General features: G+C 34.8%; 19 protein-coding genes and 1 other RNA gene. 11 read left to right on the plus strand and 9 right to left on the minus strand.

Annotated features, from left to right (window positions below):
* Positions 1–3: 3 nt before the first annotated feature.
* Positions 4–1,137 carry a hypothetical protein gene (locus ACEN2H_RS11100; protein ID WP_441732420.1) on the minus strand — a complete coding sequence of 378 codons (1,134 nt, stop codon included), beginning with the start codon at positions 1,135–1,137 and terminating at the stop codon, positions 4–6.
* Between the two features lie 266 nt (positions 1,138–1,403).
* Positions 1,404–3,038, minus strand: a complete 1,635-nt coding sequence (locus ACEN2H_RS11105; RefSeq protein ID WP_441732421.1) for an ABC-F family ATP-binding cassette domain-containing protein — start codon at positions 3,036–3,038, stop codon at positions 1,404–1,406.
* 590 nt (positions 3,039–3,628) lie between these two features.
* Between ACEN2H_RS11105 and ACEN2H_RS11110 the strand changes: the two genes are divergently transcribed.
* Complete coding sequence (locus tag ACEN2H_RS11110; protein ID WP_441732422.1) at positions 3,629–3,820, plus strand: hypothetical protein; 192 nt, start codon at positions 3,629–3,631, stop codon at positions 3,818–3,820.
* Positions 3,821–4,282: 462 nt separating this feature from the next.
* The gene (locus ACEN2H_RS11115) at positions 4,283–5,671 is read left to right on the plus strand and encodes a hypothetical protein (RefSeq protein ID WP_441732423.1); all 1,389 of its coding nucleotides are present in this window, start codon (positions 4,283–4,285) and stop codon (positions 5,669–5,671) included.
* 249 nt (positions 5,672–5,920) lie between these two features.
* On the opposite strand, the gene ACEN2H_RS11120 is transcribed toward ACEN2H_RS11115, so the two are convergent.
* The 3 genes from ACEN2H_RS11120 to ACEN2H_RS11130 all read right to left on the minus strand — a co-directional run bounded on the left by ACEN2H_RS11120 (position 5,921) and on the right by ACEN2H_RS11130 (position 9,278).
* Entirely contained in the window at positions 5,921–7,384 is a 1,464-nt protein-coding gene (locus ACEN2H_RS11120; protein ID WP_441732424.1) for an alanine/glycine:cation symporter family protein, read from the minus strand.
* Between the two features lie 317 nt (positions 7,385–7,701).
* A complete protein-coding gene (locus tag ACEN2H_RS11125) occupies positions 7,702–8,877 on the minus strand; it encodes a GlmU family protein (RefSeq protein WP_441732425.1) in 1,176 nt (391 codons plus the stop codon).
* A 149-nt stretch (positions 8,878–9,026) separates the two neighbouring features.
* Positions 9,027–9,278 (minus strand): type B 50S ribosomal protein L31, encoded by a 252-nt coding sequence (locus ACEN2H_RS11130; RefSeq protein WP_007136285.1) that lies wholly within the window; start codon positions 9,276–9,278, stop codon positions 9,027–9,029.
* Positions 9,279–9,512: 234 nt separating this feature from the next.
* On the opposite strand from ACEN2H_RS11130, the gene ACEN2H_RS11135 reads away from it, so the two are divergent.
* From ACEN2H_RS11135 to ACEN2H_RS11155, 5 genes are all read left to right on the plus strand, one after another.
* Positions 9,513–10,046 (plus strand): DUF4199 domain-containing protein, encoded by a 534-nt coding sequence (locus ACEN2H_RS11135; protein WP_441732426.1) that lies wholly within the window; start codon positions 9,513–9,515, stop codon positions 10,044–10,046.
* Between the two features lie 6 nt (positions 10,047–10,052).
* Positions 10,053–11,009, plus strand: coding sequence for a glycosyltransferase family 2 protein (locus ACEN2H_RS11140; RefSeq protein WP_441732427.1), 957 nt, complete (start codon positions 10,053–10,055; stop codon positions 11,007–11,009).
* 130 nt (positions 11,010–11,139) lie between these two features.
* A complete protein-coding gene (locus tag ACEN2H_RS11145; protein ID WP_441732428.1) occupies positions 11,140–12,867 on the plus strand; it encodes a phospho-sugar mutase in 1,728 nt (575 codons plus the stop codon).
* A gap of 4 nt (positions 12,868–12,871) precedes the next feature.
* Positions 12,872–14,701 (plus strand): ABC transporter ATP-binding protein, encoded by a 1,830-nt coding sequence (locus tag ACEN2H_RS11150; protein ID WP_441732429.1) that lies wholly within the window; start codon positions 12,872–12,874, stop codon positions 14,699–14,701.
* A gap of 79 nt (positions 14,702–14,780) precedes the next feature.
* Positions 14,781–15,482, plus strand: coding sequence for a hypothetical protein (locus ACEN2H_RS11155; protein ID WP_441732430.1), 702 nt, complete (start codon positions 14,781–14,783; stop codon positions 15,480–15,482).
* Positions 15,483–15,497: 15 nt separating this feature from the next.
* Here ACEN2H_RS11155 and ACEN2H_RS11160 read toward each other — a convergent pair whose 3' ends face one another.
* The 3 genes from ACEN2H_RS11160 to ACEN2H_RS11170 all read right to left on the minus strand — a co-directional run bounded on the left by ACEN2H_RS11160 (position 15,498) and on the right by ACEN2H_RS11170 (position 20,522).
* The gene (locus ACEN2H_RS11160; protein ID WP_441732431.1) at positions 15,498–16,220 is read right to left on the minus strand and encodes a hypothetical protein; all 723 of its coding nucleotides are present in this window, start codon (positions 16,218–16,220) and stop codon (positions 15,498–15,500) included.
* Between the two features lie 120 nt (positions 16,221–16,340).
* Entirely contained in the window at positions 16,341–18,809 is a 2,469-nt protein-coding gene (locus ACEN2H_RS11165) for a TonB-dependent receptor (RefSeq protein WP_441732432.1), read from the minus strand.
* Between the two features lie 15 nt (positions 18,810–18,824).
* Complete coding sequence (locus tag ACEN2H_RS11170) at positions 18,825–20,522, minus strand: M23 family metallopeptidase (protein WP_441732433.1); 1,698 nt, start codon at positions 20,520–20,522, stop codon at positions 18,825–18,827.
* 176 nt (positions 20,523–20,698) lie between these two features.
* Between ACEN2H_RS11170 and ACEN2H_RS11175 the strand changes: the two genes are divergently transcribed.
* From ACEN2H_RS11175 to rny, 4 genes are all read left to right on the plus strand, one after another.
* Positions 20,699–20,989 carry a hypothetical protein gene (locus tag ACEN2H_RS11175; protein ID WP_441732434.1) on the plus strand — a complete coding sequence of 97 codons (291 nt, stop codon included), beginning with the start codon at positions 20,699–20,701 and terminating at the stop codon, positions 20,987–20,989.
* Positions 20,990–20,997: 8 nt separating this feature from the next.
* A complete protein-coding gene (locus ACEN2H_RS11180) occupies positions 20,998–21,291 on the plus strand; it encodes a cell division protein ZapA (RefSeq protein WP_091433617.1) in 294 nt (97 codons plus the stop codon).
* 52 nt (positions 21,292–21,343) lie between these two features.
* Positions 21,344–21,452, plus strand: a non-coding RNA gene (gene ssrS, locus ACEN2H_RS11185) — 6S RNA.
* A 48-nt stretch (positions 21,453–21,500) separates the two neighbouring features.
* Complete coding sequence (gene rny / locus ACEN2H_RS11190) at positions 21,501–23,063, plus strand: ribonuclease Y (protein WP_441732435.1); 1,563 nt, start codon at positions 21,501–21,503, stop codon at positions 23,061–23,063.
* Between the two features lie 110 nt (positions 23,064–23,173).
* On the opposite strand, the gene xerD is transcribed toward rny, so the two are convergent.
* Positions 23,174–24,076 carry a site-specific tyrosine recombinase XerD gene (gene xerD / locus ACEN2H_RS11195; protein WP_441732436.1) on the minus strand — a complete coding sequence of 301 codons (903 nt, stop codon included), beginning with the start codon at positions 24,074–24,076 and terminating at the stop codon, positions 23,174–23,176.
* Positions 24,077–24,472 lie beyond the last annotated feature (396 nt).

Below are 24,472 nucleotides of genomic sequence, written 5' to 3' on the forward strand. Positions count from 1 at the left end.
TTTTTAATTAGAACGATTAGACTGCCTCGTTTCCCTAGTTGACTGTCTTGCGGACTGCCTTATTTGACGATTCGTTTGCCGCGCCGGTGGTGGAGCCGTCTGTGTTTTTGAAGACTGCGGTCGTTGTCTCGGCGATGGATTCTCTTGCCTACTTGTTGACGGTTGTACCCGTTGTCTCTCTTGATTTCTTGTTGATGGCTGAACTCGTTGTCTGGCAGGCTGTCGATCTTGGTTTCTTGACGGCTGTACTTGTTGTTGCATTCTCGTTTCACTATTTTCCCTTCTTATTTCTCTTCTTGAAACTCTAGGCGGTACGGTGGGACGTCTAAAATCTCTACCTCCGTATGTGCTTCTATACGTGCCGTCTCTTCGATTTCTAATCACAACTGCTGAGGAAATCCTTCTATTTAAATAATAAGAGTGGTGCGAAGGGAATCGTATGTAAGAAGTCCTGCGATAGCGATTACTTGTATAATAGTGATTATGATAAGTCCAATAATTATAATATAAAATTGGTCTCCACGGATTCCAATACACAGGATAATACCCCCAATGCCATGGAGAAACATAAATTGAAAATGACGGGGAGAACAAAAGTCCGATAATAGGCCAGTCTGATACGTAAACGATCCCATTCCCGTAGACATTATTATTTACGATAATTGTGCGGTTACCGCGGTAAGCTGGGTTCGGGGTTTCAGAAACTTCACGTATAGAGGGCTCCACAACATAATCTTTTCCATACAAAGCTTCGTCTCCAATAACCTGGACAATAACATTTCCACCACTATTCTTACTTACTTCTATAACCGCAACATCTTGAAATTGATTGCTATTAACAGAAACCCTAAGCACGATAGAATGAAAACGTCCCTGATTATATGAAATCACAGAAATATAATCTACGGCATTGTCATTATTCAAATCCAGATTATTTACATTAGAATCTCGCAAGTTCAGTTGTCTTTCAAATTCCTCTATTGTCTTTGAATTTTGAAAAATATCCAAAACAGCATAAAGATTGAGGTTGTCTCCTGGCAAACCTAAAGCTACAACTTCGTTCTCAACTTGGGAAAATACAGGAGAACTCCATAAGCCTATCATTAGCAGCAAAAAGCTTATAACTATCTTTTTCATGGTTTATAATTTAAATTGTTGTACTTAAATCTTAATACAAGATACGAAATTAAACTACTTAATTTATTTACATACAACACTTTAGCTATTTTATATCAGTTATAAATAGTCCTAGAAAAGACCGCTAAACACTTACAAAAACATATTTCAAAACCTTAAATTTTTAAAAAATCCGCAAAATAACAAAAAAGACATATGCTCAGTGCATATGCCTTTTTTATTCTTTTATCAATTCCTTCCAATTAAAGTTGAAACACTATAACTTGCTATTTCTCAATCTCTCTCATACTCTCCATTTTCTTGTTTGCCAAGAAGCCTGTAATATCTTCAAAATGCTCTACTACACGCTTGTTTCCAAATTCAAAAACCTTAGTTGCTAATCCGTCTAAGAAATCCCTATCATGGGAAACCAATATTAAAGTGCCATCAAAATCACGCAAAGCATCTTTGATAATATCCTTAGTTTTCATGTCTAGATGATTTGAAGGCTCATCCAGAATCAATAAGTTAACTGGCTCCAACAACAATTTAATCATTGCCAGACGTGTTTTCTCTCCGCCTGAAAGTACTTTTACCTTTTTAGTCACATCATCTCCGTGAAACATGAAAGCGCCTAAAATGTCTTTGATTTTGGTCCGTACATCACCAACAGCAATATCATCTATAGTTTCAAATATTGTAGCATTTTCATCTAACAATGATGCTTGATTTTGAGCAAAATAACCAATTTGGGCATTATGCCCAATTTCTAAACTTCCGCCATTGATTTCGATTTGTTTCATGATGGCTTTAATCATTGTAGATTTACCTTCCCCATTTTTCCCAACGAAAGCTACTTTTTGCCCTCTTTCGATAACTATATTAGCATCCTTAAAAACCACATGATCACCATAGGCTTTTGAAAGGTCCTTAACAATTACAGGATATTGTCCCGAACGAATTGCAGCAGGAAATTTCAATTTTAAAGCTGAGGTGTCTACTTCATCCACTTCAACTATTACTAGTTTATCTAACATCTTAACTCGAGATTGAACGGCATCTGTTTTAGAGAATGTTCCTTTAAAACGATCAATAAAAACTCTATTGTCTGCAATCATTTTTTGCTGCTCGTCATATGCTTTTTGCTGGTGCATGCGACGGTCTTTTCTCAGTTCTAAATAATGAGAATATTTAGCTTTATAGTCATAAATTCGGCCCATTGTTACTTCTATGGTACGATTTGTAATATTATCAACAAAAGCTCTATCATGGGAAATTACCACAACTGCCTTTGCTGAATTGATTAAGAAGTCTTCCAGCCATTGGATACTTTCAATATCCATGTGATTGGTAGGCTCATCGAGTAAAATTAAATCTGGTTTTCGCAAAAGAATTTTTGCTAATTCAATTCGCATTCTCCAACCACCAGAAAACTCAGATGTTTGACGCGTAAAATCCTCACGTGCAAAACCTAAACCTATTAATATCTTTTCGATTTCGGCTTCATAATTCACTTCTTCAATGGCATAAAATTTCTCGCTCAAGTCAGAAACCCTTTCTATCAATTTCATATATCCATCACTTTCATAATCAGTGCGAATCGTAAGCTGTTCATTGATTTCATCAATCTCCGATTTCATACTAAAAATTTCCCCAAATGCTTTAGAGGCTTCTTCAACAACAGTTGCTCCGTCAGTGGTCAATAAATGCTGTGGCAAATAAGCTACTACTGCATCTTTGGGTGCAGAAACATTTCCTGTCGAAGGTTTGCTTTGTCCCGCTATTATCTTCAAAAGCGTTGATTTTCCCGCTCCATTTTTACCCATCATGGCAATTTTATCATTCTCATTGATAGCAAAGGAAACATCACTAAAAAGCGTTGTGCCACCAAATTGTACTGAAACATCGTTAACTGTAATCATTGTAGTATTGTTTTGTGGTTTCGGTCATTCGCCTATTTGAAAACCAAGTTGTTTAAAAAAATGCAAATATAAATTAATTAAGCACTTAGGCAGTTTTAAAAACAATGATTTAGGATACACGAAAAGGCACAAAAAAAACACATCCTCAAAATAGCACCTATTGCGGAGACTGACGCAGAATTAAGAATTAAAACTCTAAAAAACTGAACCTACTTTTTTATAAAAAATCTTCACATTGACTACAGCAGTATAAAACCTATATTGTTTTACCTTAAGACAGTAGTCAAGCGGCTATAAACTAACGAACTACAATAAGAAAATCTAATTTTTTAAATTATTATAAAATTCACATAATCAATATTTTACACTTTATAAAACACCCGAAACTATGGTTTCGCATATTTTTTTGAGCAGCCAGATAAATTTTATTGAATTTTATCGAAATAAAAATAGAATCAAATACACCATGCAGCCTATCGGAATTGCTACACGATGTTAGACTACCACGAAAAAAACTTCGGCTACTATTGTTTTCCTGTTATTATATTATCGGCTTTTTATTCACTAACAAATAAATAGAAAATATTACGATGTCAAAAGAGCAATACAGGGGGTACACGATAGAAGAAAACATCTATCATTACCCAATTTATGAAAACACAAAATTTATTTTTTACAACCCTTTAGATTTAGAAATTCCTATAGGAATGGGTAAAAGTGTAAAAGATTACAAAGAACAGATTGAAGAAAATTTTGGCAACAATACAGAAGCTGAAATGTAACTAATTTATAAATTTTTATGACTATCCGAAAAAATAGATTTGATAATTGCTGGATATAACGGAAACGCTGTTTCACTATTAATTCTACATCAATACATATAAAAAAAGATGACGCATCTATAGTTCGTTTTTGATGAGTAGTAAACATGATTAAACTAGAAAACTAAATATTAATAAGACACAATTATGAAAAAAGTTATGAAATAAAAATATTTTTAAAAGGAAGAACTCCAATTGCGATACCCTTTTCCAAGGAATCAAAAAAAGAATATATTGACATGGTACAAGAAATTAAAAAAGAGATATTTAACTTTAAAATGGAGTCAGACAAATAATTAAATATTCCTTTCGAATTAATCTAAAATAAAGTTAGAAGTAATTCATTAATACAGTATCTTAAAGACCTATTAGTATCACATCTAATACAAAATTAGATAGCACAATTTGTTTTCAAAATTATTTATGCGGCGATTTCTACACTTTACTTTCCTGTTTATAGTATCAAATTATTGTCAAGCACAGGACCTTGAGTTTGATGGAAATTCTCTTTTATTTCAAGACGCTAACACGGGAAAATCAGTCCTGATTTTACAAGACTCCCTAATATATATGGGATCTCCGCTGACAAAGGGCGAATACAAGCACACACGCTATCCTGGAAAATTATCGAGATACATACCTTATTCGATGCAAGGAAGCACTTTTTTAGTGCATGATGGCTCAGGTCCTGTTGTGGAATTTAGGAATGATTCCATCGTAGCATGTAATTCATCCCCTTTGTTCCAAAATCAATTTCAGTCTGCCAAATTTGTTTATGAAAACGAACTTTATTTATTTGGTGGCTACGGCCTTTTTACCTACAAGAATATTCTAACAAAATACGATGCTAAAAACAAAGACTGGACTCAAATAGAAACTTTTGGTGACCATTCCCCAGAACCTAGAGCCCGTTTCTACAGTTATCAAGTAAATAGTAATCTATATGTTTTTGCGGGAGACGAAGCTGATCCTGATGATTTCCCAAATTATAAAAAGTGCGACAATACCATTTGGAGATTACATCTTCCCACAATGACATGGCATAAAATGGGCCAATTTGATTCTAGTATTCTAAGCGAAACAAAGTTTACCTCTTTTCCTGCTAATGGTAAACTGTATTTGATGGCCCAGAATAAATATAGTTATATTTTAGAAATTGATATTGAGCAAAATACCGTACGAAAATTTATCGGTAAAAACCTCATTATCCCTACGCAAGCATATTATGACCCGAAGAAAAATGAATTGGTATGCATAAATGAAATTTCTAATTCTAATCACAGATACAAGTTGTTTCAAGCTAATCTGACCGCTTTTTTAGGCAAACCATTGCAACAAGCTGAGTTTGTACTTCCTTTCTATAAAGAAATCAACGGGGCATCTGTAGGAATTGGTATCGGGATTTTATTAATACTATTTATTATCGCATTCTACATTAAGAAACACAACAAAAATGGTCAACTACGTTTTAATGGGATCGTCTTTAACAAAGAAATGGGAAAGTGTTACTATAAAAATAGATTGATAGATAGCCTTGATGAACTAGAGCTCCGCGTCTTGCTGTACCTCATAGAAAATGAAATACAGTTCGTTCCGCTAGTTGAGCTAAATCATTTATTTGAAAACAAAAATAATTCAGAAAACTATATGTTAATAGTTAAAAAGAGACAATTGTCATTAGCGAGCTTATCAAAAAAGCTAAGTACTCTATCAAGCGTGCCTGAAAAAGAAATATTTCTAGACCGTAAAAACCCTGAAGATAAAAGAATCAAAGAAATTAAAATCTCCACTTCATTTTTAAAAATAAAATAAACAGTCTTTGAAATACAGCTTCACTAGGCCCTTAAAAATGTCTCAAGTATAATTAGAATATAGGCCTGCAACTTTACCCATATTACAATAGCTTTTATGCTTCCTTATGATTTACATTGTTGTAATACGGTTCTTTTTTTAAATGCAAAGGATAGATTAATTAAGCCCTTGGATAAAATAAAAGCTTCCGAAACCAGACGATAATAATCCTGTTTTCGGAAGCTTCTTAAAAAAATATTTTCTTGGAACTTATTCCTTATCTTTTTTATTTATGGTATTCCATATTTGCGCATTTGAAACCCCAATATCTTCGGGATGAAACGTCGGATCTTTGCCTTCTTTTCGCTGTTTCTCATAATCTCTTAATGCGGCCAAAGCTGGTTTTTGTAATAGAATAATTGCTATAATATTAAACCACGCCATAATTCCTACCCCTAAATCACCTATGTTCCAAGCTAACTTAGCCTGATTGATGGAACCATACATGATAACCAACATCATCACCACTTTCAACAAGTGAGTATAAATTGGTGATTTTACATTCCTAGTCAAATAAGAAATATTTGTTTCGGCAATATAATAATACGCCAAGATTGTAGTAAAAGCAAAGAAAAACAAAGCAATAGCGACAAAGTATGATCCGAAACCTGGTAAAACACTATCCATGGCACTTTGGGTATACCCTGGCCCTACGGTAACATTTTTGGCTCCTTCATACAAAAATCTAGATGCACCTTCAGTTCCAAAACCTGGGTTCTGAACATTATATTTTCCTGTTATTAACAACATAAACCCAGTAGCAGAACAAACCAATAAAGTATCAATATAAACTGAGAATGACTGAACTAAACCTTGTTTGGCAGGATGTGAAACATTTGCTGCTGCAGCAATATGAGGGGCCGTTCCTTGTCCTGCTTCATTAGAATAAATCCCTCGTTTTACACCCCATTGAACAGCTAGACCAAAAACAGCGCCAAAACCGGCTTCCATATTAAAAGCGCTTCTAAACACTAAAGAAATAACTCCTGGCAGTTGATCAATATCTACAGCTATAATCACTAATACAATCAAAATATAAGCGATAGCCATTATCGGTACTACGAATTCAGTGAACTTAGCTATCCTTTTTACACCGCCAAATACAATGGCCCCAAATATTACTGCAACAGCAACTCCAGACATCCAAGTATCAATATTAAAAGCATTCTCTATTCCGTCAGCAACAGAATTTGCTTGCACTCCAGGCAATAAAAGACCTGCTGAGATTATAGAAACTATGGCGAACAAAACTGCAAACCATTTTACTCCTAATCCCCGTTCTATATAAAATGCTGGGCCTCCGCGAAACTGCCCCAAATGCTTCTCTTTATAAATTTGTGCCAAAGTCGCTTCTACAAAGGCGGTACTTGCACCTAAAAAAGCAACCGTCCACATCCAAAACATAGCTCCAGGCCCACCAAAAGCGATAGCTGTAGCAACACCTGCGATATTTCCCGTACCTACTCTTCCCGCTAGGGACATAGACAAGGCTTGAAAAGAAGAAACTCCTGATTCAGAACTTTTCCCATCAAACAGCAAACGAAACATTTCTTTGATGTGGCGCACTTGCAAAAAACGGGTACGGTACGAAAAATAAAGTCCGCTACCTAAACACAAAACGATTAATGCGTCACTCCAAACAATATCATTCAATACCCCAATAATCTCTTCCATATAATTTTTTTACATTAATAAACTCCAAAAAACGAATCTTTAAATTTTTTGAATTAATTTTTATAAAACTATAACATTAAGCCAAAAAAAACTAGCCAAGAGAGACATAAAACCAAAACAATAAGTTAACATTCTATTTATCAGTAATTAAACTATTTTTTCTGTTTTTACAAAAAAGGAAAAATTATGTTAAATTTAATTCACTATCTGTAAATCAGCCTATCAACCGCATCACTTTTAAGTATAAAAAATGCCCTATTCTTTCAAATAGGGCAGTAAAGCATTTTTTATTACTTATTAATTGATTGTCAAAAAGACTACTCTTTTCTCCACTTTTTTGATTCTTCGAAGACATGTTCCAAAATGGCCTCTTCTTTTTCATCAAAATCTACATTCCTGCGGCTCATGACCAGTCTGGCAGTTTCGAAAGCTTTTTTAGTGATGTAAGTGGAAAATCCTGAAGCACCTCCCCAAGAAAAACTAGGCACAAAATTACGGGGAAATCCGCTACCAAATATATTAGCACATACACCAATAACAGTTCCGGTATTAAACATAGTATTGATTCCACATTTACTGTGGTCCCCCATCATCAAGCCGCAAAACTGAAGTCCCGTTCTAGCAAAGCCTTCGGTTTCATAACTCCATAACCTGACTTCTTCGTAATTATTTTTTAGATTCGAATTGTTACTGTCGGCGCCAATATTGCACCATTCACCCAAAACCGAATTTCCTAAAAAGCCGTCATGGCCTTTATTAGAATATGCCGAAATAACCGAATTATTTACCTCCCCCCCAATTCTGGAATGTGGACCAACAGTTGTCGCCCCATATATCTTGGCCGCCAACTTAACCACAGCACCCTCACACAAGGCAAATGGGCCACGTATTACAGAACCTTCCATGATCTCTGTATGTTTTCCTATATATATAGGACCGGTAGCCGCATTCAGCGTTACGAACTCTAACTTAGCTCCTTCTTCGATAAATATATTTTCTGGCGCAATTACATTAACACTCTTTGGTATTGATTGCGATTTTCTGCCTTCGGTTAAAAACTCAAAATCTTCACGAATAGCAGCATCATTCTTTGAGAAAATGTCCCAAGTATTCTGTACGGTCAGGCAGTCTTCGTTATACTCTATAATTTCATAAGAATCAAAATCGACTTCTTCTTGGTCTTCCTGAGTATAAAAAGCAACTACTTCCTCTCCTTTAAATATAACTTGGTTTGGCTCTAGGTTTTCAATCATTTCGACCAAAATTGCATTGGGCAAAAAAGAAGCGTTAATCATGACATTATCTTCCATTTCTACCATTGGAAATTTATCAGACAAATATTCCTCGGTCAAAGTGGTAGTGGTAGAACCCAAATGCATCTCCCACTTTTGGCGAATCGACATAATTCCAATAAGAATGTCTGCAACAGGACGCGTGAACGTAAAAGGCAATAAGGCATTACGAGCAGGGCCATCAAAAAGTATATAATTCATTTTATAAAATTTCAAAGTTACAAAGGGTCAAAGTTACAAAGTTTTATTTGTCCTATCAACAAGTTTACTTCGTAACAATCCCGACTTTAATCAACAAAAAAAAGCCTCCCAAAAAGGAAGGCTTTACTATATATAAAAACAAGCTAAGATTACTTAACGTGTTTAGCGTATTTAGTTTTGAATTTATCAATACGTCCTGCAGTATCAATAAGTTTGTTTTTACCTGTGTAAAAAGGATGAGAAGTTCTAGAGATCTCCATTTTCACAACTGGGTATTCAACACCGTCAACTGTAATTGTTTCTCTTGTATCTGCTGTAGATTTAGTGATAAAAACGTCTTCATTCGACATGTCTTTAAATGCAACTAATCTGTAATTCTCTGGGTGAGTTCCTTTTTTCATCTTGTTTATTTATTTGGCTATAACTTATTTTGCGGCTTCTCGTTTAACGGAAAAGGTATAAACTCGCTATAACTTTTTGTTTTTACACTATTATTTTGAGTTTGCAAATTTACAATTATTTTCCAATAAACAAATCTTTGTTTCATTTTTTTTATTAAATCGTAAAAACTGTTTTTTGTAGTCCAATAAATTGGGAATTGCTATATTTGTCAATTAATTTTAAAACAGGCAGCAATGATTAATGAAGTCATAAAAAAGAATGCAACAACATATGGTGTAATAACAGGTGTAAGCTTGTCATTAATTACTGCTGTTATGTATGCTACAGACATAAAATTATTTATTGCTTGGTGGACGACACTTTTAACTTTTTCAATATTCATTATTGTACCAATACTGCTACTTATTAAGACTAAATCAGACCTAAATGGTGTTTTTCCGTTTAAAGATGCGTTTACTACTTATTTTATCTGTGCTCTAATTGGATTATTAATTTCAGTAAGTTTTAAAATTATTTTATTCAATTTTATCGATCCATCAATGAAAGACTCGCTCTTAGATATGACGATAAACTACTTGAAAAGCACATCTGAAAAATTTAATGTTCCAACATCTTCCTTGAATGAGATGATACAAAATTTAAGAAAAACCGACCCTTTTTCAGTCATTGAACAAATAAAAGGATCCGTCGTTAGCCTTTTTTTCTGCGCTATATTAGGATTGATCATGGCCGTATTTTTCAAAAGCAAATCTTTACCCCAAGACTAAACGATAATGAATTTATCCATACTCATACCGCTTCTTAATGAAGAGGAATCACTTAAAGAATTGTATACTTGGATCATTAAAGTGATGCAAAAGAATAATTATACTTATGAAATTATCTTTCTAGATGACGGAAGCACGGATAATTCATGGCCAATTATCGAAGGTTTTGCTGCAGAAGACCCGAATGTCAAAGGAATTCGTTTCATGAGGAACTTTGGTAAATCGCAAGCATTGCACGCCGGCTTCGCAAAAGCTCAAGGAGATGTTATTATCACCATGGATGCCGATTTACAAGACAGTCCCGAGGAAATTCCTGGATTGTACAATATGATTACGAGTCAAGATTTTGATTTAGTTTCTGGCTGGAAAAAGAAACGATACGATTCAGTAGTTACTAAAAACCTACCTTCTAAATTATTCAATTGGGCTGCCAGGAAAACGTCTGGAGTGGAACTGAACGATTTCAATTGCGGGTTAAAAGCATACAAAAATATTGTCGTAAAAAACATTGAAGTTTCGGGTGAAATGCACCGATACATACCTGTTTTGGCAAAAAATGCTGGTTTTGGAAAAATTGGTGAAAAAGTAGTACAACATCAAGCCAGAAAATACGGGGAAACTAAGTTTGGAATGGAACGTTTTATCAATGGTTTTCTGGACTTAATTACCATTTGGTTTCTTTCCCGATTTGGCAAAAGACCGATGCATCTCTTTGGAGCCATGGGTTCATTAATGTTCATCATTGGTTTCATGCTTGCAGGATACATTGGGATTTCAAAACTATATTATATGTATAACAACATGCGCTATAGTTTAGTTACGGACAACCCCTGGTTTTTCATTGCGTTAACCACAATGATTATAGGAACCCAACTGTTTTTGGCTGGTTTTCTAGGTGAAATTATTTTGCGTACTAAAAATAACGAGGAACGTTATAAAATTTCGAGTGCCGTTAATTTTTAATACACTCTAGCCCTGATAGTAATGAAAATCCTTATAGGCCAGTGTTTGGACTATAAGATTGCAATGAATAGCAGGAAATAGCTCCTCATAGATAAGGAATACTTTAAAACTTAAACTAAAAACATATAAAATGGAAATCAAACAAAACATTTTGGAAGCAGTAAATGAATGGCTCACGCCAACATTTGATAAAGCAACTCATGAAGCCGTTAAAGAATTGATGACCACATCCCCTAAAGAACTAGAGGAAAGTTTTTATAAAGATTTAGAATTTGGCACCGGCGGAATGCGCGGAATAATGGGAGTAGGAAATAACAGAATCAATAAATACACTCTTGGAAAAAGTACTCAGGGATTATGTGATTATTTGCATGTTGCCTTCCCTAACCAGCCTATAAAAGCTGCAATTGCTTATGACTGTCGTCATAATAGCGATACTTTGGCAAAATTAGTTGCTGATGTTTTCTCTGCAAATGGCATTGAAGTCTATTTGTTTTCAGAATTAAGACCGACACCTGAATTGTCATTTGCTGTTAAACATTTGGGCTGCCAATGTGGAATTGTACTTACTGCTTCGCACAATCCTCCAGAATATAATGGCTATAAAGTGTATTGGGAAGATGGTGGCCAAATCGTACCGCCAGAAGACGAAAGAATTATTAACACCATTGAAAACTTAAACTTCGACCAAATCAAGTTTAATGCAAACGAAGATTTAATTCACTATATCGATACTGATGTGGATCAGGCTTTTATAAAATCCTCAATTGCAAACGCAAGCTTTAGCACTCCTGCTATAGCAAAGGAGAACTTGAATGTAGTGTTCACCTCATTGCATGGGACTTCCATAACGCTGGTTCCTGAGACTTTATCACAAGCTGGTTACACCAATGTACATATTGTTGAAGAACAAAGAGTTCCAAACGGTGATTTTCCTACAGTGAAATCTCCAAATCCTGAAGAGCCTGAAGCGTTAGCAATGGCAATTGCATTGGCAGACAAAACCCAATCCGATATCGTAGTAGGAACTGATCCTGATTGCGACCGTTTAGGGGTTGCTGTTCGTAATAACGAGGGGCAAATGACTTTGTTAAATGGAAACCAAACTATGATTTTGATGACTGCATTTCTATTAGAACAATGGAAAAAAGCAGGAAAAATTAATGGGAAACAATTTGTGGGATCTACCATCGTATCCACTCCAATGATGATGGAACTGGCAACCAACTACAACGTAGAATGCAAAGTAGGATTGACTGGTTTTAAATGGATTGCTAAAATGATTAAGGATTTTCCCGAATTGGAATTCATAGGTGGCGGAGAAGAAAGTTTTGGATTTATGGTAGGTGACGCCGTTCGCGATAAAGATGCCGTTGCAGCCACTTTATTGATATGCGAAGTTGCAGCTCAGGCAAAAGCAAAAGGAAGCACGGTTTATAAAGAGTTATTACAACTATATGTGGAAAACGGATTCTACAAAGAACACCTAGTTTCGCTGACCAAAAAAGGAATCGAAGGACTACAAGAAATTAGCCAGATGATGGTTGACTTACGTGAAAATCCTTTAAAGGAAATCAACGGACAAAGAGTTATTATGGTCGAAGATTATCAATCATCTACAGCAACAAACTTACTGGATGATTCCGTTACAGCAATGGACATACCAAAATCCAACGTACTAATTTACTATACTGAAGACGGATCTAAAATTTGTGCCAGACCAAGCGGAACGGAACCAAAAATAAAATTCTATATCAGCGTAAATGCGGAACTGGATTCTGTTGAAAATTTCACAGAAGTGGAGCGCATTTTGAACGAAAAGATTAAAAACATTATTATTGCAATGCAATTGAACTAAACGAATGGACAAAAATTTAATAAAACTTCTTCCCTATACAAAACCATACAAGTCTCATATTGTCTGGAACGTGATATATAACATTTTGTATGCTTTTTTTAGCACTATTTCAATGTTAACCATTTTCCCGGTGCTTGAAGTACTTTTTGGCAAAACCAAAGTCATCCTAAAAGAACCCGTATATACTGGAATAGGAAACTTAAAGCAGTTTGGTTCTGATTTTTTGTATTATAAAATTTCAGAGTTAACAAAAGACAATGGTATCCAAGTTGCACTTTTGTTTGTAGTTTTAATGGTCATCATAACTTTTTTATTCAAAAACCTATTTAACTACCTCGCTTCTCACCATATAATGCACCTGAAGAATGGGGTTTTAAGGGATTTGAGAAAATCAATGTATAAAAAAATTGTAGAGTTGCCCATCTCCTATTATTCCGAAAAAAGAAAAGGAGATATTATGGCACGTATGCTTGGTGATGTAAATGAAGTTCAAAACTCCTTTTTTTCTATCTTAGAATTAGTCGTAAAAGAACCTCTGACGATTATTTTTGCTTTAGTAACCATGTTTATTATAAGCACAAAACTTACTTTATTTGTTTTAATTTTTATGCCTATTTCCGGATGGATCATTTCAAAAGTCGCTAAGAATTTGAGAGCGCAATCCTTACAGGCGCAAAGAGAAAGCGGATTTCTGATTTCTATTGTAGATGAAACTTTAGGCGGACTGAAGGTGATTAAAAGTTATAATGCTGAAACTACCTTCAAAGGCAGGTTTAACGATTCGGTAACCCGATTATTGAATTTAACAAACAGTATAGGAAGTAAGAATAATTTAGCCACTCCATTAAGTGAGTTTTTAGGAGTCACAACAATTGCCATATTACTTTTTTATGGAGGAAATTTGGTTTTAGTCGAAAAAACACTGGATGGCTCTGCTTTCATCGTTTATTTAACTTTGGCATTTAACATTCTTACCCCAGCAAAGGCAATTTCAAAAGCTTCCTATTCTGTAAAAAACGGACTTGCCGCTGCAGAACGCGTTTTTGAAGTGCTGGAAGTGGAAAACGAAATCACTTCTAAAGAAAATGCCATTGACAAAAATACTTTTGATTCGAATATCACGATCAAAAATATCAACTTTAAATATGAAGAGGAAAGCGTATTAAAGGACTTTTCACTTCAGGTGAAAAAAGGACAAACAATCGCGCTTGTAGGGCAATCTGGAAGCGGAAAAAGCACAATCGCCAATTTATTGACCCGTTTTTACGACGTAAATGAAGGAACAATCAGTATTGACGGAACCGATATAAAAGATATTAATTTACAATCGCTACGTGGGCTAATGGGATTAGTGACACAGGACAGCATCTTGTTTAATGACAGCATCAAAGCAAACATTTCATTAGGACAACAAAACGCAACAGATGACGAAATAATCGAGGCTTTAAAAATCGCTAATGCTTACGAGTTTGTGAAGGACTTGCCCAAAGGAATATATACCAACATAGGAGACAGTGGAAACAAACTTTCTGGTGGACAAAAACAGCGATTATCAATTGCTCGTGCCGTTTTGAAAAATCCACCAATCATGATTTTGGACGAAGCAACTTCAGCATTAGATACCGAAAGTGAAAAATTCGTGCAAGTCGCCTTGGAAAACATGATGCAAAACAGAACATCTATTGTGATTGCACACCGTCTTTCAACCATTCAAAAAGCAGACTCGATTGTAGTAATGCAAAAAGGAAAAATCGTTGAGCAGGGAACGCATGACGAGTTGATTGCACAAGACGGTATGTATAATAAATTAGTGTCGATGCAGTCATTTGAATAGCAAAACCAAAAAAAATCGAAATTAGAATCAATGAAAATGGTTGTTTTTGCTTTAATATTTAAATACCTTTAAATCCTAAATGTATCTAAACAACCCAAATATCAATCTTACGGATGATCCAGACACTATCGTTTGGAAGTATTTAGACTTGTCCAAGTTCTTAGATTTGTTGATGTCCAAAAAGCTTTTCATGTCAAGATCCGATAAATTCGAAGACCAATACGAAGGTACCTTTAGCGAACCTACTTTTGAGGAAATTAAAAAACTTTCGATAAACAATCCTGACTTTTTACAATATTACAAGACACACAGAGAAAAAGTAGCCATTAGCAGTTGGCATATTAACGAGTACGAATCCTTTGCTATGTGGCAAATTTTTACTCAAAACAGTGAGGGGCTAGCCATTCAATCAACAATAGGAAGATTACAGAAAGCTTTAATTCCTGAAAATAACTACAAACAGTTTATTGGAGAGGTAAACTATATTGATTACAAAAAAGAGTACATCCCTTTTGACGACATGTTTTTTCCTTTTTTATTCAAGCGAAAAAGCTTTCAATATGAGCGTGAAGTACGTATCATTACGGATGTGGCAGAAAGCAAGACAACTCTCAATGACGGATTAAAAATTAATGTCGACATCGATCAGCTGATTGAAACTATCTACATCCACCCTAAATCAGAAAACTGGTATAAAAACCTAGTCATTGATTTAGTCAAACAACTAGGATTTGACTTCGACATCGAAAAATCAGATCTTGAAAGCGATATTCTGATTTAAAGTTTATTGCAAATTTTATATAGGTTCGTAGCTGGATACTTTCCATTCACCATTTGAAAGATCAACGTAGTTATAATGTACGACATCATTTTTATCAAACTGTCCATTTTTATTGGTGTCTTCAACCGTTCTAAAATACAATCGGTTTTTTGACTCTATTAGGTTCCAATCAATCAACTCTTGAAACCCCGCAGAGATTTTAGTGAATTTCTTACCGCTAATATCACTCAAGTACAAGCATTTGATATCACTGGTATCCAATTTACCGTCTTTATTCGTGTCCAAATCAAACATGGTATATACCATAACTTGCTTTTTGGCTCTATCGGAAACTGATTTTAGATAGGTCGCAGTCAGGATCAAAGCGGGCTTATCAGTTAAAGTACTAATCGAATCGGAATCGGTTCTTTGAAATTTAAGGTTCTGCAAATAGCCCGTAATTTCATTTTCTCCGTAATTAGAAATAGTAAAACTAAGATCTATAACGCTTGAAGATCCGTATCTTGCTTTAGATCCCCTCTCATAGACTCGCAAATCAGCGATGGGATGAATCAAATAGTTTGTTCCTTCCATCTGAATGGGCAGGTCGGAAATAGCAACTTGGATAGAATCTATTTTTGCAGTTGCTTTTGCTTTATTAGTGGCGTCATAAATTACTTTTGGTTTTTCAACCTCTTCCTTACAGCTGGCCAAAAGTAAAATTGCAATACCTAATAATGCTATATGTAACTTTTTCATAATGATGTAATATTAAAAAATAAAACCAAATGTAATCATTTTTAAAAATTCTTCTGAAACTTATACTGAATTTATGTGATAAAACTCGTCGAACTGTTTTAGAACAGCAGCAGCTATTGGCTATAATCTAGCGCTCAACTTAATATTAAAAACTCTTGTAGTCATATAATTTGGGATAGCATATTCGTTTTTGGAATACACATCCCGGACCCATGTATTGGTAATTGCATTTTGATTGTTAAAAAGGTTAAAGATTTCTACTCCTAAAGCAAGTTCCTTAAAATTTACAAACCAACTCTTATTTGGATTCACATCATTACGATCAATAAGTACTTTAGAGAAACCCACATCTACCCTGCGGTAATCATTCAATCGACGCTGATATAAATAAGGATCTGAATAGGACGGAGAACCACCTGGTAATCCCGTATTGTAAACCAAATTTAAATATAATTTCACACTTGGTATGTTAGGCATGTAATCCTGAAACAAAAGCGCGAATTTAAGTCTTTGATCTGTTGGTCTAGCGATGTATCCTCTATTATTACTGTTTTCTTCTGTTTTAAGATAACCAAAACTTATCCAAGATTCAGTTCCGGAAACAAATTCACCATTCAATCGAAAATCCAAGCCCTGTGCATACCCCTTGGCTACATTAGAAGCGGCATAACGAATTCTAACATTATCAATCGTATAGGTATTGACGTCAGTTAAAGATTTATAGTACAGTTCAGAAACTAGTTTAAAAGGACGGTTCCACATTTCAAAACTGTAATCATCGCTCAATACTATATGAACAGATTGTTGTGCTTTGACATCGGGCTGCACCACCCCATCGGCATCCCTTAGCTCTCTATAAAAGGGAGGTTGATGATACAATCCACCTGATAGCCTAAAAACCATTTCAGTATCCCATTCTGGTTTTATAGATATCTGTGCTCTGGGACTAAACGTAAACTGTGCCGCTCCTTTGCTATTTGAGTCTGAAACTTCCCAACTATGGACACGAACTCCCGCATTATAAGAGACTTCTGCAGCACCTAGATTCCCCGTTCTACTCCATTGCCCATAGCCCGAAAACCTATTTATCGTATTGAAATTGACTGCCCGAATATTTTTATATGGAACCAATGGACCCTGATAAGATGAATACGGCTGATCATTTTTAGGCAAATTAAAAATTGGAGGATTGATAGAAAACCCAGCCGAATCGATCACTTCCCACTCTACAACCCGATCACGAATTGATTCACGAGTATATTTAACACCCCACTCTATCTCGTTTTTTCTCCAATCGTGAAATCCTTTTACTTCGGCATTTATAATAAAGGCATCCAAATCATTTCGAGCATGATTCAGTTGAGAACCAATCCCTCTGGTGAAAGCGACATCCCCATATGTTTCTGATCCTATATTTGAGTCCACCTCACCCAAGCGGTATTGAGCGAAAATATCAAAATGCTCTTGTTCCAAAGTATGAAAAGCAGAACCGATGAACTTCAATGTAAAATTAGGAGTTGCCGCAAATGTTGTTTTTACTGCCCCGAAGTAAGTCTCATATTTATCTTTCTCCTGACCTTCGTAATAAACAGAAAGCGCCATCGGCTGATCAATTGTACCAAATTTCGTTTGACGCGTTAATGGCTGGTATTGGTATTGGTTTTGAGATATATTCCCCAGAAAACTCCATTGCCATTTGGCAGAAGCCTGATAATTTATATTTGTTTGAATGTCTGCAAATGTTGGAGTATAATTGGTTTCAGTATCTTGACTATTCACCAAAAGACTATTGTTCCTGTATCGAACTCCCGTTATTGCCGTCCATTTCTTGTTTTTTGAAATGGCGTCAACAGAGAAACTGCCTCCAAGAAGACTAGCTTCAAATGTAGCTGCAAATTCTATCGGTTTCCTGTAAGTAATATCCAAAACAGACGATAATTTATCTCCAAATTTGGCTTGAAAGCCACCTGCTGAAAAATCAACGTTTTGGACTAAATCAGTATTGGTAAAACTAAGTCCCTCCTGCTGCCCTGATCGAATCAAAAAAGGGCGATATATTTCGATTTCATTTACATAAACCAAATTTTCATCATAATTACCTCCTCGAACGGCATACTGAGTGCTCAATTCATTATTGGAGTTAACGCCTGGCAAGGTTTTCAAAATGTTTTCGATACCGGCATTGGCCCCAGGTATTTTTCTAATGACATCCGGTGCAATGCTTGTTATTCCCTGAAAACGTTTTTTATTATTTGTGGTGACGACAATTTCTCCCATTTGTTCTTGTTGGTCATTCATTACCAAATTAAACTCTAGTTCTTCGTTTGTTTTAAGAGTTAGAAAAACAGTCGCTTTTTTAAAAGAAACATGTGTAAAAGTGACCGCTACCTTTTGGTTTTCAGGAATGTTAAGTACATAAAACCCATTGGCATTAGATTGAGTTCTACTGACAGAGCAGGAAACATTTACATTGCCTATCGGCTTATCATTTTGATCTAGAACTATCCCTTTTACTATAGCTGATTGAGCAAAACAAGACAAGCCTAGTATAAACGCTATAAAACCAAAGATTATTTTTTTACTATTCAAGCTATCTATATATTATTATTTTTGACTTCTAAAAAAACGAGTTTCAAAGATAGTTGAATTCCCTACATTATCTACTACTACAACTTTCAAATCATTGGCTCCTTCCGCAACAATACCGTCGCTAAAATTATGTGTTATTCTTTTTGTTTTATTGTCATATTCGAATAAAATCCATTTTCCGTTCAAATAGCCGTTATATGATTTAATTCCAGATCCACTGTCATTTGTGGAAAGTTGAATCGTCTTTTGCGTACTTACCCACTTCCCCTCGATAGATTTTGCCATTGATATTGTTGGCGGTGTCGTATCAACTGCCAAAGTATATTTCCCTAATGATCGTACCTTTGCAAAAAACAGGTTCTCTTTTATACTGGTAAAATTATATCCTTGCCTGCCCCTGGCATCTATATCCGCAATGAAAACTTTTTCTTTTTGAGCATCAGTGTATTTGTCGCTTTCCATCGAAATTTCGAAACGAGAATGAACAGGAACTGTGTCGTCATGAAGGTATAAGATATCATCCCTAACTTCGAAATTCATGTCGAAATCTTCATAAAATGTTCCAGCCGGGAAGAAAACAGAGACCTTGTTTTTTGAAAAATTATTGTCCTTGTTTACCTTGACAAAATAATTTGACAATACAGTTTCTTTTTCAACTACAGCCGTGGACGCATCAAAACTGATTGGTATTGAAATGCTACTCAGATTACCGAAAAAATCGGAAACTTCGATACGATATATAGAGGTCAAATTAGGAAGTACAGTTACAACACCGTTTGTATCATCAGTTTTTATTATGCCTAATTTATACGGATTCGTCATGAATAATTTCTGCACCCTTTGATACGTTTTTTTATACCTTGCGTAATCAACCAATGCATTTACATATCTCATATCATCGAAGGAATAAGTATCAAACTGATATCCAAAACTCGGTTTTCCGTTTAAAAAAGTCTGTATTTTATAAGCACCATTTCTATTGCCAGATACATTGTCATAATCAACTGCCGTCACCCCAAATCCTATTTTACCATTAGCCGAAACCTTATTAGACAAATATGTTCCATCTTTTTGTAAAGACAAGTTAAGCAGTAAAGGACGTTTCGACTGATTCACAGCTGTTTTACCATCTAATGGATAAACATATACCGCCGAAACTGATGGCTTTTTAGTATCTTTTATAAACTTATCAAACCCAAATAGCAAAGGATTGATGATTTTCTCTGTTTTACTTTCGCGAAATTCAAAATGCAGATGAGGCCCTTCTGACGAACCAGTATTGCCAGAAAGAGAAATCGTTTGTCCCTTTTTTACAATCAACTCATTTGGTTTTAAAAACAACTCTATTTCAAATGACTGTTCTTTATAGTGTGCTTTATGGATGTAATCATTTATGGCATCAGTAGCTTTTTGTAAATGACAATATACGGATGTAAAACCATTAGGATGTGTTATATAAATTGCCTTACCATTTCCAAAAGTAGAAATCTTAATTCGGGATACGTAACCATCGGCTACTGAATGCACCTCAATGCCCTCTCTCTGCAAAGTTTTAAAATCAAAGCCAGCATGAAAATGATTTGGTCTTAATTCGCCGAAATTTCCCGACAACTCCATTGGGATCTCTAATGGAGGACTAAAATAGTCTTTTGGATAATCTGTTTGAGCAATACCAGCAACTGAAAACAATAGGATAAAAAGAATAAATCTCATGACGTACATTTTTGCTAAGATAAAAAACTAAATCGTTCTACTTTGTAAAAAAACACAATTTGTAACCAATTAAAATACAATGAATTACTTATTTTATGATAAAAAAACAAATAAAATATTGTAATAATAAAAACTAATACTAAATTTGTGATTATAAGTAATGAATAGGCTAAATAATGAGTGTAATTGCAGAAATAATTGATACTCTTGAAAATAAGATTGAAAAACTGATTATAAAAATAAGAAGTTTAGAAAAAAACCATCAAGATTTAAAAATTGAATTAACAAAATCTGCAGATATCATACAAACTCAATCAAAAGAGATTGAAGCGTTAAAATCGCAATATGAAACACTTAAAATCGCCAACTCACTACTAGGCAGTGACGAAAATAAGAGAGATACAAAGTTCAAAATAAATTCTTTAATTCGTGAAATTGATTACTGTATAGCACAGCTATCTGATTAGTAAAAAATATGGACGAAAAGCTTAAAATTAAAATATCAATTGCCGACAGAGTCTACCCGTTAACGGTCGATTTGTCGCAAGAAGAAGGCCTGAGAAGCGCTTCAAAAAAAATTGATGTAATGATGAAGCAGTTTGAAGAAAACTATGCTGTTCGTGACAAGCAAGATGTTTTAGCCATGTGCGCTTTGCAGTTTGCCTCACAGTCAGAACAAAAGCAAATTGACAACTCTATTAATGGTGAAGAAACTATTGAAAGAATTAAAAAAATCAACGCGCTTTTAGATCAATATCTCGACAATTAAACGTTCTTTACAAAAAACTAAGATACTGCCTACATTAGTTCACATTTGGTAAACTCAACACTAATAAATTAGAATGAGCAAATCATCACTACTAAAGCATGCCACGCTTCGGCGAGGAAACTTGAACAGTGAGTTAGCTCAAAACTTGTATTTTCGAGTTTATTCAAACAACTTAATGTAGGCTTTTTTATATATAAATTTTAATAAACATGGACATAGTAACGATTATCATTTCAGGAATTATAGGAATAGCAGGTGGTTTTGGAATCGCCAAAATCATTGAAAAAAGCAATATTTCTAATCTAATTAAAAGTACAAAAAAAGAAGCTTCGTCTATTTTAAAAGAGGCCAAACTTGAAGCTGAAAACATAAAAAAAGATAAAATTCTTCAGGCAAAAGAAAAATTTATAGAACTAAAGTCAGAACACGAGCAAGTAATACTTTCCAGAGACAAGAAAGTTGCTGAAGTTGAGAAAAGAATTAGAGACAAAGAGTCCCAAGTTTCTAATGAATTGTCAAAAGCTAAGAAGGTAAATGACGATTTTGAAACGAAAGCGGCTGAATATGCCTCCAAAATTGAAACTCTTGACAAAAGACAAATAGAAGTTGACAAATTGCACAGAAGTCAATTACAACAACTTGAAGTAATATCTGGTTTATCTGCCGAAGATGCTAAAAACCAATTAATAGAAGGACTTAAAGCTGAGGCTAAAACTGAAGCAATGTCCCATATTCAAGACACAATTGAAGACGCTAAACTGACAGCACAACAAGAAGCCAAAAAAATCATTATTAACACCATACAAAGAGTCGGGACAGAAGAAGCGGTTGAAAACTGTGTGTCTGTGTTTAATATTGAATCAGATGATGTCAAAGGAAGAATTATCGGACGCGAAGGAAGAAACATTAGAGCGCTTGAAGCCGCAACTGGCGTTGAAATCATTGTTGATGATACACCAGAGGCAATTATCCTTTCTTGTTTTGATCCCGTACGTAGAGAAATTGCACGTTTAGCACTACATAAATTAGTAACAGACGGACGTATTCACCCAGCACGTATTGAAGAAGTAGTTGCTAAAACCGCAAAACAAATTGACGACGAAATAGTAGAAGTTGGAAAACGTACCGTTATAGATTTAGGAATTCATGGATTACATCCAGAATTGATAAAAGTAGTGGGACGTATGAAATACCGTTCTTCTTATGGACAAAATTTACTGCAACACTCCCGTGAAGTTTCCAAACTTTGTGGAATCATGGCGGCTGAGCTAGGTCTAAATGTAAAATTGGCTAAAAGAGCTGGTTTATTACACGATATTGGTAAGGTTCCTGATGCTGAAAGTGACTTACCACACGCATTATTAGGAATGCAGTGGGCTGAAAAATATGGCGAAAAAGAAGAAGTTTGCAATGCAATTGGAGCTCACCATGATGAAATAGAAATGAAATATTTATTGTCGCCAATTGTACAGGTTTGTGATGCTATATCAGGTGCAAGACCGGGCGCAAGAAGACAAGTACTTGATTCTTATATACAGCGTTTAAAAGACTTGGAAGAAGTAGCTTATGGCTTTAACGGTGTGAAAAATGCTTATGCAATTCAGGCAGGTAGAGAACTTCGTGTTATCGTAGAAAGCGAAAAGGTTTCGGATGATAATGCTTCGACTTTATCTTTTGAAATATCGCAAAAGATCCAAACTGAAATGACCTATCCAGGTCAGGTTAAAGTAACTGTAATTAGAGAAACTAGAGCGGTCAATATTGCTAAATAGTCAGCCAATACTAACCACATAAAAAGGCTTGTTGATTTCAAAACTCAACAAGCCTTTTTTTTTATCAAGTGTGTTTTTGAGTTCGAAAGCTGTAAAGAGATAACTAAATACTATATACTCCTCCGCGGATGAAAAGTATTAATCACTTCTGTTAAAAATTTTCTGTCCAAATGCAAGTAAATCTCGGTAGTGGTTATTGACTCATGACCAAGCATCAGTTGAATGGAACGCAAATCAGCTCCATTTTCAAGAAGATGTGTCGCAAATGAATGTCTGAAAGTATGTGGGCTTATTTTCTTATTCAACTCCGCCTTAATAGCTAAACTTTTTATAATGGTAAAAATCATCGCTCTTGTGAGTTGACTCCCCCTTCTGTTTAAGAACAAAGTATCACCAAACTCTTTCTTTATATTCAGATACCCCCTCATGCTGTCCTTATAAAGATGAATATATCGCTGCGCAGCTTTACCAATGGGCACGAACCGCTCTTTATTTCCCTTACCAGTAATCTTGATAAAACCCTCTTCAAAAAATAAATCTGAAATTTTTAACGATACCAATTCCGAAACACGAAGTCCGCAGCCATAAAGTGTTTCAAGCATAGCACGATTTCGTTCTCCTTCATTTGAAGTCAAATCTATTGCGGTTATAAGAGAGTCAATTTCATCAACTGATAAAATATCCGGCAGCTTTCTACCTGTTTTAGGCGTTTCTATGAGCTCTAAAGGATTGTCTAAACGATAATCTTCAAATATTAAATATCCGAAGAAGCTTTTTAGCCCAGATATTATTCTGGCCTGAGAACGTGCATTGACTTGGGTAGATACCGAGTATATAAATTGCTGTACTGTTTCCTCACTAATTTTAATTGGCGAAACTTCAATTTTATTTGTAGCTAAAAACAAACACAAACGTTCAATATCAAAAGAATAATTATCCACAGTATTCTTAGACAGGCCGCGTTCTATTTTTAAATAAGATTGATAGCTTGTAATATAAGTATTCCAGTTCATACTTACAAAGTAACGGCATTTTAGAACACAAAAGAAATTTACGCGATAAAGACAATTTTGAAGTAATTTAATCTAATTAAAACGGAGGCTTAAATAATAAATTTCGCTGTTTTTAACGACAATAGCTTTGCTCGATCGTATAAAATTTCCTATTCCACATCCCACAACATATTATAAAATATTGATTCATTTTATCATAAAATCACGCCTTAAGTACTAGCCAATTAATTTTTGGCCTAGTATTTGACTTACCAAAAACTTAAAATGAAGTTGTTTTCTTTAAAGAAATAGTAAAAACAATAATTTTAAATTTAAAGAGTACTAGATTCAATTAGTTAATGCAACTCTCAGGAAAAGGGATAGGATAATTTTTTCAAAAGAAAGGACATTAAAGTC

The organism is Flavobacterium sp. W22_SRS_FP1 (assembly GCF_052113685.1).
In the GTDB taxonomy this organism is placed as follows: domain Bacteria; phylum Bacteroidota; class Bacteroidia; order Flavobacteriales; family Flavobacteriaceae; genus Flavobacterium.

Coding starts and splice junctions, on each gene's coding strand:
- ACEN2H_RS11145 (WP_441732428.1), top strand. CDS start 11,140: ATGGAAATCAAACAAAACATTTTGGAAGCAGTAAATGAATGGCTCACG.
- xerD (WP_441732436.1), bottom strand. CDS start 24,076: ATGAACTGGAATACTTATATTACAAGCTATCAATCTTATTTAAAAATA.
- ACEN2H_RS11120 (WP_441732424.1), bottom strand. CDS start 7,384: ATGGAAGAGATTATTGGGGTATTGAATGATATTGTTTGGAGTGACGCA.
- ACEN2H_RS11150 (WP_441732429.1), top strand. CDS start 12,872: ATGGACAAAAATTTAATAAAACTTCTTCCCTATACAAAACCATACAAG.
- rny (WP_441732435.1), top strand. CDS start 21,501: ATGGACATAGTAACGATTATCATTTCAGGAATTATAGGAATAGCAGGT.
- ACEN2H_RS11135 (WP_441732426.1), top strand. CDS start 9,513: ATGATTAATGAAGTCATAAAAAAGAATGCAACAACATATGGTGTAATA.
- ACEN2H_RS11160 (WP_441732431.1), bottom strand. CDS start 16,220: ATGAAAAAGTTACATATAGCATTATTAGGTATTGCAATTTTACTTTTG.
- ACEN2H_RS11130 (WP_007136285.1), bottom strand. CDS start 9,278: ATGAAAAAAGGAACTCACCCAGAGAATTACAGATTAGTTGCATTTAAA.
- ACEN2H_RS11170 (WP_441732433.1), bottom strand. CDS start 20,522: ATGAGATTTATTCTTTTTATCCTATTGTTTTCAGTTGCTGGTATTGCT.
- ACEN2H_RS11125 (WP_441732425.1), bottom strand. CDS start 8,877: ATGAATTATATACTTTTTGATGGCCCTGCTCGTAATGCCTTATTGCCT.
- ACEN2H_RS11110 (WP_441732422.1), top strand. CDS start 3,629: ATGTCAAAAGAGCAATACAGGGGGTACACGATAGAAGAAAACATCTAT.
- ACEN2H_RS11100 (WP_441732420.1), bottom strand. CDS start 1,137: ATGAAAAAGATAGTTATAAGCTTTTTGCTGCTAATGATAGGCTTATGG.
- ACEN2H_RS11115 (WP_441732423.1), top strand. CDS start 4,283: ATGCGGCGATTTCTACACTTTACTTTCCTGTTTATAGTATCAAATTAT.
- ACEN2H_RS11175 (WP_441732434.1), top strand. CDS start 20,699: ATGAGTGTAATTGCAGAAATAATTGATACTCTTGAAAATAAGATTGAA.
- ACEN2H_RS11155 (WP_441732430.1), top strand. CDS start 14,781: ATGTATCTAAACAACCCAAATATCAATCTTACGGATGATCCAGACACT.
- ACEN2H_RS11105 (WP_441732421.1), bottom strand. CDS start 3,038: ATGATTACAGTTAACGATGTTTCAGTACAATTTGGTGGCACAACGCTT.
- ACEN2H_RS11140 (WP_441732427.1), top strand. CDS start 10,053: ATGAATTTATCCATACTCATACCGCTTCTTAATGAAGAGGAATCACTT.
- ACEN2H_RS11180 (WP_091433617.1), top strand. CDS start 20,998: ATGGACGAAAAGCTTAAAATTAAAATATCAATTGCCGACAGAGTCTAC.